General features: G+C 32.2%; 12 protein-coding genes. 1 reads left to right on the top strand and 11 read right to left on the bottom strand.

Annotation, left to right across the window (positions count from 1 at the left end):
• The first annotated feature begins 257 nt into the window (after positions 1-257).
• Positions 258-1,130, top strand: coding sequence for a hypothetical protein (locus COJ46_RS05750; protein WP_097976612.1), 873 nt, complete (start codon positions 258-260; stop codon positions 1,128-1,130).
• Positions 1,131-1,265: 135 nt separating this feature from the next.
• Here COJ46_RS05750 and COJ46_RS05745 read toward each other — a convergent pair whose 3' ends face one another.
• From COJ46_RS05745 to COJ46_RS05695, 11 genes are all read right to left on the bottom strand, one after another.
• Positions 1,266-2,354, bottom strand: coding sequence for a DNA alkylation repair protein (locus tag COJ46_RS05745; protein WP_097976614.1), 1,089 nt, complete (start codon positions 2,352-2,354; stop codon positions 1,266-1,268).
• Between the two features lie 34 nt (positions 2,355-2,388).
• On the bottom strand, positions 2,389-3,159 hold the full coding sequence (locus COJ46_RS05740) for a hypothetical protein (RefSeq protein ID WP_097976616.1): 771 nt from the start codon (positions 3,157-3,159) through the stop codon (positions 2,389-2,391).
• The gene (locus COJ46_RS05735; RefSeq protein ID WP_176522547.1) at positions 3,140-3,637 is read right to left on the bottom strand and encodes an ECF transporter S component; all 498 of its coding nucleotides are present in this window, start codon (positions 3,635-3,637) and stop codon (positions 3,140-3,142) included. The genes COJ46_RS05740 and COJ46_RS05735 overlap by 20 nt, the downstream gene beginning before the upstream one ends.
• Before the next feature lie 14 nt (positions 3,638-3,651).
• Positions 3,652-4,251, bottom strand: coding sequence for a histidine phosphatase family protein (locus COJ46_RS05730; RefSeq protein WP_097976620.1), 600 nt, complete (start codon positions 4,249-4,251; stop codon positions 3,652-3,654).
• A complete protein-coding gene (gene cobS / locus COJ46_RS05725; RefSeq protein WP_097976622.1) occupies positions 4,248-4,988 on the bottom strand; it encodes an adenosylcobinamide-GDP ribazoletransferase in 741 nt (246 codons plus the stop codon). Before cobS ends, COJ46_RS05730 begins: the two co-directional genes overlap by 4 nt.
• A 10-nt stretch (positions 4,989-4,998) precedes the next feature.
• Positions 4,999-5,565 carry a bifunctional adenosylcobinamide kinase/adenosylcobinamide-phosphate guanylyltransferase gene (cobU, locus tag COJ46_RS05720; RefSeq protein WP_217993267.1) on the bottom strand — a complete coding sequence of 189 codons (567 nt, stop codon included), beginning with the start codon at positions 5,563-5,565 and terminating at the stop codon, positions 4,999-5,001.
• Positions 5,566-5,628: 63 nt separating this feature from the next.
• Positions 5,629-6,348: a hypothetical protein gene (locus tag COJ46_RS05715; RefSeq protein ID WP_286133571.1), complete on the bottom strand. Its 720-nt coding sequence runs from the start codon at positions 6,346-6,348 to the stop codon at positions 5,629-5,631.
• A 127-nt stretch (positions 6,349-6,475) separates the two neighbouring features.
• Positions 6,476-7,591 carry a Ger(x)C family spore germination protein gene (locus COJ46_RS05710; RefSeq protein WP_176522548.1) on the bottom strand — a complete coding sequence of 372 codons (1,116 nt, stop codon included), beginning with the start codon at positions 7,589-7,591 and terminating at the stop codon, positions 6,476-6,478.
• 8 nt (positions 7,592-7,599) lie between these two features.
• The gene (locus COJ46_RS05705; protein WP_097976625.1) at positions 7,600-9,066 is read right to left on the bottom strand and encodes a spore germination protein; all 1,467 of its coding nucleotides are present in this window, start codon (positions 9,064-9,066) and stop codon (positions 7,600-7,602) included.
• On the bottom strand, positions 9,063-10,133 hold the full coding sequence (locus tag COJ46_RS05700; protein WP_098565742.1) for a GerAB/ArcD/ProY family transporter: 1,071 nt from the start codon (positions 10,131-10,133) through the stop codon (positions 9,063-9,065). Before COJ46_RS05700 ends, COJ46_RS05705 begins: the two co-directional genes overlap by 4 nt.
• A gap of 155 nt (positions 10,134-10,288) precedes the next feature.
• Complete coding sequence (locus COJ46_RS05695) at positions 10,289-14,461, bottom strand: S8 family serine peptidase (protein ID WP_097976628.1); 4,173 nt, start codon at positions 14,459-14,461, stop codon at positions 10,289-10,291.
• Between the last annotated feature and the right edge of the window lie 163 nt (positions 14,462-14,624).

The raw sequence follows: 14,624 nt of genomic DNA, 5'->3' as shown, positions 1-14,624 counted from the left end.
TAAGGAGTATAAATATGTAATTATTACTAAAAAAGTGAAACAAAAAAGTGCCCCTTTACAGACTCTAATTAAACATCTTACTCAATGCTCTTTTTATAGGCAACAGAATGACTATAAAATCATACTTTAATTAATGTGATATTTATTTAATTGCCCCTATTAGATGTTGCTGATTTTAAAATTAGCTTTTCTTATGATTCAATTCCAAATGAATTTAATACTATTAAAATTAGTACGATTTAAGAAAGGATATTGATATGACTATAGATTATCGTTTTTATGAGAATCCATCAGATCTTGATTTGCAGTTTGATTTTTGGAATAAGATGACCGAATCTCTACCATATGCTTGGAAAGCAACTTTATCTCCAAAATTATTTGAACAACAATCTGAATTTAATGAAAAATCTAGATGCTTTGCTTTTGACGGAGATCAGCTTGTAGGTTATATGAGTTTCTCTGGTAAAGGAGAATTTGTTTCATTAGGTTATCCATGGGTATTGCCAGAATATGAGGATACTGTGCGAGATGAATTGTTTGAAAGAGTATATCAATTTGCTGTTAGCGAGGAATACGGTGGAAAACTATTTGCACAGCGATTTAGAGTACAGTGGTCAAAACAAATAGACTATTTCTTATCAAAAGGCTTCAACATTACCAATCGTACACAAATAGTTGGTGCGTATTATCCACTTCTTATAAAAACAATTCAAAGTATTCCTGGATTTTCGTATGAGATAAAAGATCAATTTCAATTTAATGTTTGGAAAGATTTAAAAATGAAGCAACAAATTCTTACGAACGAACAAGTTGCCATGATGAATGAGTATTATAGCTCAATTGAATTTGATTATGCAGTTGAATGTAAGCTAGAAAATCAAGTCATTGCCTATTTTGGTATGACAATTCGACCAGATACTGGGTATTCAGAAATATTAGCTGTTGCTTATACTGAAGCAGCTATACCATATTTTTATGATATAATGTCGATCATCCATAATGAAAACATCAATCGAAAAGTTACAGCAGTTACAATCACTAAATCACAAATTCCTAAAAGTGTATTACAAGAAAAACTTGGCTTTACTCCATTAACTGAAGATGTAATGATGCACAAGCGACAGGGATAAGTGATAGAAGGAAAGAAAACTGAGTTTTATAAAACATAGAGAGATTCCAAAAAATCTGAATCTCACAGTGAGTTTCAGACTGATTGCANNCGTTTGTCAACAGTCTGAGAGATTCCAAAAATTGGAATCTCTTTTTTAGTTTACCATAAAGTCAAAAGTTCCACTTTCAACTCCATTGATTAGAATTGTGATGCTATGTTGGCCTGGGTAGTGTTTTCTTGTTGATAAGTTTTTGAATGAGTGTGTTTTGTTATATGATAATGTTTTGTCATTTTCAATTGTGTTTTCGGATATTTTAAAGATTTTTCTTGTACGATTACCTTTTGACTTTACATAATCAATTGCGAATTCGATTCTAAGTTTTGTAGTAGTCGGTTCGTTACTATGAATTGTAAATGAAAAGTTTAAGTCTCCACCAATTTCGATTTTGTCTGATTGTAATTGGAATTTGTCTATATGGATTGCTTTTGTCGTTTGAAATCCAAAAATCGTTAAAGCTTCTATATTCCCTTTTTTTAATAATGTTCTACATGCATGCTTTATAATCCAATTCGTATGTGGATTTTTACCGTACCATTCTTTCGCAATTTTTAATACTAGAGTTGGGTGATCTTTCGAAATATCGTTTAAATTATTTGCTACACTTTTGCGAACATATAATGACTCGTCTTCCTTTAAGTTTTCTAGAATAGGAAGAATTGGAGTTGGGTCTTTTTTTAGATTTTTTAGAACCATCCCCCAAGGTAATTTTGGACGGCATCCTTCACTTGCAAGTCTTCTTACATGTTCATCTGGATGAGTAGACCATTTCAGCATTTGTGTCATCATTCGTTCTTGGTCTTGAACAATGAACGGTCTAACAGCAAATTCTGATGTTGAGTGCTTTGTGAATAATTCTAGGGCTTCTATTGATTTTTCCCAATGATCTAAGCCGTACACTTCAACAAAATCAGGAAAAAAAATACTACTTAATTGGCCTTTTGGAAATTTCTCTAATATACTACTTAAAATCTCTATTGATTTTTCATATTTGTTTGGAAGTGTCTCTCCCAAACAAATCGTAATATGTCTCATTCTTTCCTTTAATGTTTTTTCTTCCCAGCTCTCATTGAAAACCTTATCCATAAATGTTTCTCGATTAAAATCTGTATAAACGGTATTAATTTCGTTTGAAATTTTTGAAATTAAATTGTCGTTATATAAATCTTTTAAAGCTTCTGCCATATTAAATCTCCAAATTTTTATTTCAATCGATTCATTAAACGATCTCACCTAGTAATGTGATTGGCTGTAAGATTTCCCTTTTTAATCCCTCAATCGCATCCTTTTTAATAATTGCTAGAGCACATGTCGCGGGACCTGCCGATTTATGTAATGGGATACTAGATTGATTAACTAATTTTATATCGATAGTATGTGTTTCCATCAACTGATTCAATTCATATTGAACGCCTTTTGAACCGGTCGGTAATAGATCTGAGACTTCTTCGCAATTTGTTAATTGCTTTAATGAATTAAAGTTAATGATTTCGTTTTTATTTTCATTTAAATCCTCTAATACTTCATTTCCTACTTTTGGATAACCAATTAATATTACACGATCCCCTGAAATGACTTCTTTTCTATTAAACGGATTATAAATTTCTCCCATTAAAGTAATTCCTAAACCTGTTTGTTTTGTTGGAATATTTTCTTCTGTACTTCCTGTAATATTTATTTCTAAGTTGTCTTCATAAAAATTAGCTTCATTATATTCTTTAATCGCTTTTTCAATCCCGTTTATTATTCGCTTACCTCTTCCGTTCATTTCTACACATAAAGTATTAATTAAAACAGTAGGCTTAGCGCGAAATGCTAATGTTTCAACTAAACATAATTTGGCTGTTAAATAACCTACAATTTCTTCATCAACTTTTATGAAATCAAGCTCACTCATCCCTATTCCACCGCAGCTATCACAAGCAATAGTAAAATAACGACTCCCATCTATATGCATTAAAGTTAAATCTCTATATTTTGAAATTTGCACGTTTCATCACCTTTTGAAGTATAAATGCTAAAACAATATTTGCCGCTGAAGCTAAAGTCAATGGCACAACCATTAAGATAAAAAAACTACTAATAGTCTTTACTGTAAACGAGTGATTCAAATAAGCAATTAATAGACCACTTAACAAAGTTGCAACTGGACCATTTAAGATAATTGCCACGATCATTGCGATGTATTGATTCATTTTTTTAAATAATACGCCAAAAATCCAAACAATCACAAGCATTTGTATTGCAATAAATAGATGCACTGGTACTGTAAATGGAAAACCTGAAGTGATTGCTGTGAGAAGATGACCTAGTGCCCCTACAATCCCGCCTGCAATCGGTGAAATCATCATAGCAGCAAGAAATGCCGGCAATGAATCAAATGCAATGGAATAGACAATTTTTATATTAGATAGTACTGCACTTAATGCGATAAATAATGAAAGTAAAACAATTCTTTTTGCGTTCAATTTTCTCCATCCTCTTAATTTAGTTGAATGATATTTTTCAAAAATCCAAAACCATCGTTATACTCAATTTCAATAATACATCCATTACTCGTATAAAATTTCCAGAAATGACTTAAATCTAAATTTAGTAAATTTAAGAGTAGTAGCTTCATAATTCCTCCATGTGATACGACCATTACATCTTCATTTTTCGATCTAATATCATGACAAAATGTATTAACTCGTTCTGCACACTGCTTTAAGCTTTCCCCATTCGGAATTTGAAAATGAATCAAATCTTCATTCCACTTTTCTACAACTTCAGGCACTTCATTTAAAAGATCAGTATATGATTTCCCTTCAAATAGTCCAAAATTAGTCTCTTGTAACCGATGATCAACTATTTTTGATTCTCCTATTAATTCTTCAATCGCATCACTTAATAAAGTGCATCTACGAAGTGGACTAGAATACAAAGTATAGTGTGAAGTAGGCTCAATCATTTTCGTAAACTGGGTTATCACACCACCTATTTGACTTAAGCCTTTTTCTGTTAAATTAAAATCAGTCATTCCTGCATAAACCTTTTGTCTATTTCCAATGCTTTCTGTATGTCTAATTAAAAATATTCTCATACTAATCTCTCACCTATTACAGAAAAAATTAAAAAGCATAATTGGGATACTTCAATTGTAAATCCAATTACATCCCCTGTAATTCCATCTAGTTTTTGATTGATTCTTTTCGTTACAAAAGCTATAAAAATAAATGTAACACAGACTGCAAATATAATAGCTATTTCATTTAAAAAGATACTACTTACACAAATGAGTAGCACATAGACAATTAGAACAAATAATGAATTAGATTTTTTGGCTTCGATTATAAATTGGCTTCCAAATCCTTCATTTCTAGCATAAGTACTTATTCTGCATGTGAATAAGGCGATGCATCTTCCAATAATCGGAAATAAAAAAATAACAAATATTGTACTCTTTGATAAAAATAACCAATCCCCTAAAAATATAACAATTAAAGAAATTACCCCAAATGCACCAATGCGACTATCTTTCATAATCTCTAGTATTCTTTCTTTTGAACGATGACTAAATATTCCATCTGACGTGTCAGCTACTCCATCAAAATGTAATCCACCTGTTAAGAATAAATAGACTAGTAGAATAAGAAATGCACCCGCTTCTTTGTCCAAAATAAATGAAATTCCACTATTCAAACTAACAAGTATTAAACCAAATAACACACCTACTAATGGAACCAATCTAATTCCTTTTCCTAGTTCGGCTTCAATAAAATTGTAATTTTTAACCGGGATGGTTGAAAAAAAACTGAGGATCATTTTAAATCGATTCATATTGGTACTCCTACTTTATTCTTAATGGTATACCAGCTGTAACGAGTATAACTTCTTCTGCTCTTAAAGCTATTTTTTGATTTATACGCCCAGCTATATCTCTAAAAATCCTTCCTAATCGATAAGATGGAACAAGTCCATAACCTACCTCATTCGATACAATTATGAATGTTTTACCGTGTTGATCACAAACGTCTATCAACTCGTTCACTTCATTTTCTATATCTACTTCTAGTTTATTTATTTGTTCATTATTCATCGTCTCAAAATCAATATCAGTATAAGATTCAAACATTAAATTTGTAATCATAACTGTCATGCAATCTAAAATGACATATTTGGATTGGATAAATTCCTCATTCATTTTTAATTGATTAAATTGTTTATATCGCTCAACAGTATGCCAATCAATCGGACGATCTTCTTGATGTCTTTTAATTCTTTCATTCATATCTCCGTCAAATGGTATTGCTGTAGCAATATAAGCTACATCATTGGCGTTTGTTTGTAACTCCTTTATTCGTCTTTCGGCATAGGAACTCTTTCCACTACGAGCCCCACCAATAACTAGAATCAACGTCTTCACCTCCACGTATAAAATAATCTACCTTAATTAAAGGATCGCAATATCTTGTCCTAATTATCCTAACTCTCCAAGTACAAATAAACCAATTAACAAAATGATTATTAATATAACTGAACCAATTATTTTCTTCAAACTAGGTCTCGAACCATCTTTTAAAACTCTTAAACCAAGTGGTACAAGTGCAATGCAAAGTGCTAATGTAGCTACAATAGAAAATGGAGTTGTACCTTTTAGTACGCCTAGTGGTAATGAACTCATAAGTCCTAACAGTATGGAACGAATTAACCCCAATACATTCGCACGATATGAGCCAATAGCTAAAATAATCCAGCCAAACATAATTAAAGGGGATAGACTATGGAATATATGAAACGCTCCATAAGATTGTTCCATAACTTTTGTAGCGGTGTCCACACCTAAAATTCGAACCATTTGAAAAGCTAGATGATCGACTCCAGCATGAAATGTACGAGCAAAAAGGCCAAATATCGCAAAACTTCCTCCCCATACTGCCCAATTTGGCTTTTTTATACTGATTAATCTACAAAGTGAGATAACTGCTGGCCACAATAAGACATTCCCAGCAATAAAGAAACTATAAGATAAAAATAATAAAGTTGGATGAGCTTTGTATGCTTCAAGTTGGTCAGGAAAAAAGAAATGAAACTTACTTCTTAAAATGACACCAATCAGCATAAAAATTGGACCTAAAATTAAGGATACCCCACCTAACCATCGCCCTGGAAACCAATTATCTTTTACTCCTTCAGTCATAACCTTTCTCCTTTTACTTAGTTCATTTCTATCATAATTCATTTTTAATAAAAATGAGCATAAAAAAGAAGGTCTCTTTGATAAAAATTAACCTTCCTTTTTCGCTCTTCTCAATTCAAAACAACTTTCATCTTTTATAAACTTTACTTCCTATAATATGCACATTTACTTTTATATCTTTTATCGAATTAGTATCAACATCATTCAAGGCTCTTAAATCCCATTCTTTTCGATTAAATCGATAAGGCTTTTCCGAAATATTTAAGAGATCGGCATGAAGCTCTTCTCCTTTTTTCATTGTCTTTATAATTTCTTTTTTCATTTTATTTCTGATTTTAGAAGCAATTTTATTTCTACTTAAATTATTCTCGTTCTGTACAATAGCTACATTTGTTTTTATATTTATAATATACTTTGGCTTCTTACCACCTTTTATGACTTTAACTGAACCATTTGAGCTTCTAATTTCTATATTCAATTTATCTTTTTCAAGTATTAGTGGCAAACTATAATTTTTTTGCTGCAAATAATCCAGTGATTTTATATCTTTTAATTTTACTTGACCTTTATATTTTTGCTGCGAGATTACATAGGCACCATCAATATAGGCTATCTTATCCTCTTTTTGCTCATTAAAATTCTTATCTTCAATATCTAGTGATGGTATCAATACTGTTCCTACTGGTTGAGTATATCTTGAAATAAAGTCATGAAATTGCTTACTTAAAAGAATTAGGCTACCTCTGCTCTTTTCAGCAGGGTTATTCACTACTGTATATAAAAAGGGTAAGTTAAAAAAACTTTGACTTAACAAGATATCTTTAATTTCCAACTCGGTACCATAGTACCACATTGTGTATCTTAATAACGGTCTTCCGCTAATAAATGAATTGACATCTTTCATTTTTTTTTCTATTACCGATTTACTTAAGATGACACTGTTCACATGACCAAAATATAAAGGTATTGGTGATTTTGATTCCAATTTAGTAAACGCTGACTGTATACTTTTTCCTGTTGCTTGACCGATTAGTGGAGGAGCAGGTACTTGTAATGCCCCGCTTTCTTGCTTCGCTATATTCGAAAAGTTAAGCGCTTGAATTGTTACAATATATTGATTGTCCTTATAATCAATTCCAAAACTCGTTACCAAAGTTTGATCAATAATCGTTCGCTCTCCCCAGCATCCTGTTAAAGTGAATAAATAAAAGACCATCAGTATGATGATTAGTAATTTTGTCATCCTATACATCACTCCTTCTGACGGTCTTCATCAATTGGATTGAGAGCTTGATGTCTTGTCTTCTTATACTTTTGCGGCAACTTAAAAACTACATTTAAGAAGTCAGATAGTTTCGGAACTGACAATAAAGTTATATACGGTTGACCAAAGCTTTCTAACGAAACAATCATCGTACTAATTAGAAAAAAGCCAGTAAAAAAACCTATCAACCCTAAAATAGACGATAAAAATAAAACAAAAAAGCGGAGGATTACAATATTTCCTGATATATTTTGATTAATTAATGTATAGCCTGAAATAACAGTTAGAGCTATTACAACAAGCATAGAAGGTGATGTTAATCCTGCGCGTATCGCGGCATCACCAATGAAAAGTCCCCCTAAAACGGCTACAGTTTGACCTACTGCTTTCGGCAAGCGTATCCCGGCTTCTTTAAATAATTCAAAAAATGCTAGCATTAAACAGGCTTCTAATGGTGCTGAAAAAGGTAGTCCATTCCTAGCCATACCAATCGTGGCAAGTAATTGATAAGGTATTTGATCTATATGAAATGTCACTAATGCAATATAAAATCCCGGTAGGAAAATAGTTGTTACAATAGCAATAATTCTAAGATATCTAACTACGTTATTATAATAAAAGCTCGCATGTATATCTTCAGGTGAATAAACAAGTTGATTTAAATTAGTAGGTCCTAATAAACAAGTTGGATTTCCATCAACAATTACTGCAAATCTTCCTTGATTTAACGATTGTACAACGAAATCGGGTCTACCTATATTATCTAATAGTGGAAAAATTGAAAATGGTTGATCATATAGTGCCTCTTCAATTTCATAGCTACTTACAATTACGTCTTTTTTTATTGAGTTAAGTCGTTGCTTTGCATCAGATAGAATCGAAGGATTAATAATATCTTCCATATAAACTAATAGAACTTTCGTTCGACTTCGTTCACCGATTGTAAATCCGACACTTTTTAATGTTGAGGTCTTAAGTCTTTGACGAATTAGTGCCATATTATCGGAAATATTTTCTACAAATCCATCTCTTGGGCCACGAATTGAATTTTCTAAATTAGATTCTTCTGGATTTCGTTTTGGTGGATTCGCTACTTGTATAAAGAATACATCATTTAAATACGAACTAAATATGACTAAATCTCCAGAAAATAAATTTTCTTCAACTTCCTTTTTAATATTTGATATTTCTTTCAACCTTTTAGTCTCGACTAAGTTACTTAATAACTCAAAATTGAATTTCTCTTCTTTCTTAATCACATTAAAGATATCATTAATGATTTGATTACTAAATTGAGTGTCAATCAAATTTGGACAAAACATTATAATGACAAAATGCGAGTCTTCTCCTTCCTTATATGATTTCGTTCTGAAATCTATATCCGATGAATGATTAAAAGACTCCATAAATTTTAATAAATTAAGGTTTTCTAAAGTTGTCGAATCTTTAGTCATGCTGAATCACCTTTTAATTTTGAAATAACTAAGAATATTATCATGGTACACGATAAAAAGATTAAATTTATTGGAAAATAGTAGTATTGTAAAAAGTTATAAAATGACGTTGCATTCCAAGGAATCATTACTGCTACGAATAAAAAAAGTGACAATACTGGTAAACTCCACTTTTTTCTTCCACTATAATTGATGATGTAATTTGCAATATATAGATTTAAACTGATCCGAACAAACGCGCCTGACAACCACTGAAAAATTGATAAAAAATCCAATCTAGTAATATTCACTCCTAACGTTAGAAGTTTCCATTGTTCATAAACGGGATTTCTCATTTTTTCTGCCTCAACAGGTCCAAACTCCATAATCGCTCCTGTCAGTGGCCCTAGGATTAACATTAATAATATAAAACTTACGATCATTAACCATTTTACTTTTACTTTATCTTTTAAAAAGGAATTTAAAAATAATATGAAAATGATTTCAAAAAAACCTGAGCAAGTATATACAAAGCCATGAAAAAAATCATGATATCCTTTTTCGAAAATAGGAAATAGTAAACCATAATTTTTGTTCTTATCGTTCCCTATACCGACTAAAAAACCAAACAGAACAACTGGTGGTAAAATCAAAAATGCAATCGTACCAATTGTACGAATCCCTTTAAATGCCGCATAAAAGCAGATCATTAAAATTAAAAACGCTACAATAATATCCGGAATATCTTGGGTATAATTTGTATTTGCCCAAATAAGGGTAAATCGAAAGGTAACAAAAGCTGATAATAAAAAGTAGGCAACAAAGATGGTGGATAGTATGTACGCTATCGGTTTATGCAATACTTTAAACATCACAGATAAAATATCTTCATTTTTAAGCTTTTTATACAAATAAAAAACTAAAGTTGTCCAAATCACGAAAGGGAGAATACTAGCAACAACCGTTACCCATGAATCTCTATGAGTAGATGTCAAAATACCAGGAACGATAAATACATGCAACATAAATCCGGTAGACATAATAATCAAGATATAAATATGAGTTGAATAAATAAACTTTTTATTCATAAAAAGTCTCCCTACAAATCCTTTATTTCTTTAAATTAACCTGAAGTGAATTTTATTATGTATAAATTTACCAATAAACTAAAATAAAAAGCCTTCTCCCATAAAATAATCGGGAGAAGGCTGCTTAATATCCTTATAAAATCTCTTACTCTTTATTACTTGTTTAATCCTAACTCTGTAAAGATACTATCTAATGTAGCACCTTTATATGAACTTTTCGCTTTAGGAGGATTTGGAACTGTTGAATTTTGCAATCCAAAATTCTTAACTACATAATCCATATCTTTTGCATCAACTACTTTATCAAAGTTGAAGTCAGCAGATGCTTTGTTTGTGCCCCAGTAAGTTTGTACAGCAAATGCATCTAGTACGTCGATTACATCGTCTTTATTTGCATCACCAGCAGGTGCAACATCTAATAAGTAGCGCAATTGCTTACCAATTAAATCACCTCTGATATTATCAAATAAATTATCCATTTTTTGATTCATTGTAAAGTGTCCTGGTACATCAACAGATAATGTATAAGGTTTACTGTCTAATTTCACACCATCGAATGCATAATCACCTTGTTTTGATGTGATTGGTGTTTGTAAAACAGTTTTACCATCATAAGATGTTAATGTAATTTTCGCACCTAATTTACTTTGATCAATCGCATAGTTTGTTTCACCCGTTACAGGGTTTTTTGCTCCTTCTACTTGAAGTGTTCCTGAAAGTTTTGAAACTGTTGGTTTTACATTGTAACCTTCAATATAAGTGTAGACATTTTTCGTTTCAACATTTGATGTGTCAATTGTAGATGCACCGTTACCTGAGAAGTTGATCGCTGAACCTGTTGTGAATGATTTATCGATTGTTTTAATATCGAAATTAAATAATTGAGTATCCTCTGGTAGCTTAGCTGAACCTGAGTAAGTAAAAGTAAAGTCATATTGTGTAATATAGTCCCAAGTAGTTGGTGATGTTTTAACTGTAACTTGTGCATCGCCATATTTTTTAACTTCATCATTTACTAGAATATTGTTAAGGATACCTTGATTATTATTCAATTGAAGCGTTAATTTAGTCGTTTTTAAGTTACTAATATTATTTGCTTTCACTGAGTAGCTTACAGTATCACCAGGTACGATATTTTGCTTATTCGCTTTTAAGTAGTAATACGGAGTTGTATTTTTTACAAAAGAAATTCTAATTTGAGCAGTTGGATTTAACGCTGCATCCATTCCATAGAATGTTAATGGTAATACTGAATATTTACTATCAACTAAAATTTGATCCGTATAATCCCCATTTTTATCTACGTTAATAGGTAATGATGGGAAGAAAGAATTATAAGTATAAACAATTGTGTTATCTGATTGATCCGCTTTAATACCGTATTTTTTCGCTTCGTCAATTTCTGGATCATTTACGTTAATGTTGAAGTCGTATAACATTTGTCCATTTTTATCTAGTTGACTATCACTATACTCGATAACCTTTTGATCTAATTTGTCAAAGCTTGAAGTCATATTAGGAACAGCATATTCCAGCACAAAGTCTCTAGCTTCAGCAAATGTTTTTCCACTTTCACTCAAACCAACTAGTCTTAATTTGTAGTGGCCTGGTTTAATTAATTCATATTTACTGCTAATCGGGTTTTTCGCATCTCCAGTGAATGGGAAGTAATATCCTCCTACAAGTCGACCAATATTGTACACTACATCTTCTTTTATTACTGAGGTATTAAATGATCCAATAATACCTAAATCTTGACCAGTTGTTGGATCTTGAACGATAACATCTAATGATTTCATATGTGTTTTCAGAGAAACACTTCCATCAATAAATGGGTACGCATAAGTTGGATTTGTAATTTTATTTGAATAAAGTGGGTTGATTAAATTAAATGATTTGATCCCCTCTTCAACTACACGAACACCAAACGGAATTTGATATTGCTCAGTTGGATCCCCTGTATTCGTGAATGTAACATACCCTTCATATGTTCCTTTTTCAGCAGTTTTTGGAATGTTTAAATTAAACTTAATTGATTTTGAACTAATTCCATTTAACTTCACTGATGTAGGTCCCGAAAGTGTAACATTATTCGAAGCTGCATCCTTAGATCCTCTTAAACCAGTTTGATATTTCACGTCAACACTAAATGTTTTTGCTTTTTCACTACGATTCTTTAAAGTAACACTGCGAGAATCTGCAATATCATTATTATCAAATCCAAATGAACCAAAGCTCATCCCACCGGTTAACTCATTAATTAATTTTTCCTTGCCGTTTACGATTGTTGGTGTCTTATCAACCACTTCTAATTCTACATTTGAATGAATTGCTTCATATGCATCTACACGTCCACTACCTACTTCAAATACACTATACGCTTTTGATAATGGATCAGCTGTATTCATTAGGATTGATTTGATATCTTCTGGTTGCAAGTCTTTATTTGATTGAAGTAATAGGGCAGATACACCTGCTACATATGGTGTTGCCATTGATGTTCCAGACATACGCTCATAAGCATACTTATAATCTTCAGGCTTTGATCCATCGCCTGTTTTATTATTTACATAAAATGGTACACTTGAAAGAATTGAAACACCCGGAGCAGTCACTTCTGGCTTGATATCATAGTTTACACGTGATGGTCCTCTTGAACTAAACGTCGCTAATTCATCTGAAGCTGTTTGTAGCTTAGTATAGTCACCAAAAGAAACATCATTTCTACCTGCTTTAACCGCTGCTGTGATTTTTAATCCCTCTTCATATGATACTGAGAATGAAGGAATAGCATCTACCGACTCACCTAAGAATGCTTGGATTGCTCCTTCACTTTGGTTATCAATATTATTAGCCATTAATACACCAACAGCGCCAGCTGCTTTTGCATTTTTAATTTTATCAATCAAAGCAATCGTTCCACGTTGAATGTAAGCAATCTTGCCTTTTAACTCTTTTCCTGTAAAATCAGATGGATTTGCTAAACCTACGTCAACGAGTTGATAGTTTTTACCTTTTAATGTCGTTAAATTATCAGAGTAGTTTTGAGCTAATTGTCTAAAGTTGTATTTGTTTCCATCCTGTGATCCGTTAAATTGATAAAGATCAATTGCAACTGATGAAGCTCCGACAGTTAATGCTAATGCAGCCGCTCCCGGTGAACCTAATGTGTCCATTTTGTCTCCATCATTTCCTGCAGCTACGACAGTCGTTACGCCACTTAATACAGCATTGTTAACCGCGATAGAAGTTGCATAAAGTGGATCATTTAACGATGCACCTAATGACATATTAATAACATCCATGCCATCTTTTACTGCTTTATCAAGACCAGCGATAATCGCTTCACTTGTTCCAACCCCACCAGGTCCAAGTACACGATATGAATAGATATCAGACTCCGGTGCTGCACCAACCTGTTTGTATTCACTATCTGATGCACCACGTCCACCAATGATACCTGCTACGTGAGTACCATGCTCAGTATAATAATCAGCTCCATTTGCAAAACCTGGTTTACCAGCTTTTACCCAATCAGCATATGTAGTCTCCATTGGATCATTATCATTATCTACAAAATCATATCCACCTTTGAAAGCGTCTTTTAAATCTGGGTGGTTGTAATCGATACCTGTATCAAGAATACCAACTTTAATGCCCTTTCCTGTATAGCCTTCAGCATGTAGCTTATCCAATCCATCATATGGCGTATAGTTTGCAACTTTAGACTCGTCTGCTTTTAACTCGCTATTCTTATCTGATTCTTTTGGAGGGTCAATAGAGAACTTCTCGTTACTCCATACAGTTTTAACTGCTTTTGATTTTAATAGATTCTTAATTTGATTAGCTGGTAGACTCATTGAAACGCCGTTAAAGGCATTTTTATATGAATGTTTAATTTTAAAATCTACCTTTTTATTATTTTCATCTTTAAGAACTTGTCCCACTTCTGCACTAAAGGTAGTATGATCTTGATCAACTAATTTCCCTGCTTGTGTCTCAGTTAATGATTTACCTTCTACTTGCGCCTGAATTTGGGCCACTTTCGCAGGCTTATTTGCAAACTCTACAATAACTGATGTTTGTTTTGTAGTCGTTTGATCTATGTCTGATGAGATTTGAAGCCCTGTCGATTCATTCGTTGAAATTTGTTTTAAAGCAGCTCGTTGCTGGGAAGTTAAATTTGCAAGTATTGTTTCTGTCTTCGTTTTCCCCGCTGCCTTTGAAACATTTGTTACATGTGCAATCGGTGCAACAACAACACTAGATGATAGAGCTAATACGGTAAAGCCTGATACAAACTTACTTTTCTTCACTCTTTTCCCCATTCTTCTTCCTCCTGGCTTTTATTTATCTAAAGTAAAATTCAATGAAGATCTATGATTTATAAAATAGTAAGCTACTTTTTATCTTCATATATACCTCTTTACATCAAATTTACTTTCTACATTTATTATCATTTTTTTCCAATTTTCGGTCAATTGGGTTATC

The organism is Bacillus sp. AFS077874, from assembly GCF_002566505.1.
In the GTDB taxonomy this organism is placed as follows: Bacteria; Bacillota; Bacilli; order Bacillales; family Bacillaceae_G; genus Gottfriedia.
The sequence above is the reverse complement of the archived record's forward strand: the minus strand, read 5'-3'. Positions and strand labels throughout refer to the sequence as shown.

Bases quoted from the DNA above. Each gene is read 5' to 3' on its own strand.
- COJ46_RS05750 (WP_097976612.1), top strand. From the start codon at position 258: ATGACTATAGATTATCGTTTTTATGAGAATCCATCAGATCTTGATTTG.
- COJ46_RS05730 (WP_097976620.1), bottom strand. From the start codon at position 4,251: ATGAGAATATTTTTAATTAGACATACAGAAAGCATTGGAAATAGACAA.
- COJ46_RS05710 (WP_176522548.1), bottom strand. From the start codon at position 7,591: ATGACAAAATTACTAATCATCATACTGATGGTCTTTTATTTATTCACT.
- COJ46_RS05705 (WP_097976625.1), bottom strand. From the start codon at position 9,066: ATGACTAAAGATTCGACAACTTTAGAAAACCTTAATTTATTAAAATTT.
- COJ46_RS05715 (WP_286133571.1), bottom strand. From the start codon at position 6,348: ATGACTGAAGGAGTAAAAGATAATTGGTTTCCAGGGCGATGGTTAGGT.
- cobS (WP_097976622.1), bottom strand. From the start codon at position 4,988: ATGAATCGATTTAAAATGATCCTCAGTTTTTTTTCAACCATCCCGGTT.
- COJ46_RS05695 (WP_097976628.1), bottom strand. From the start codon at position 14,461: ATGGGGAAAAGAGTGAAGAAAAGTAAGTTTGTATCAGGCTTTACCGTA.
- COJ46_RS05745 (WP_097976614.1), bottom strand. From the start codon at position 2,354: ATGGCAGAAGCTTTAAAAGATTTATATAACGACAATTTAATTTCAAAA.
- COJ46_RS05700 (WP_098565742.1), bottom strand. From the start codon at position 10,133: ATGAATAAAAAGTTTATTTATTCAACTCATATTTATATCTTGATTATT.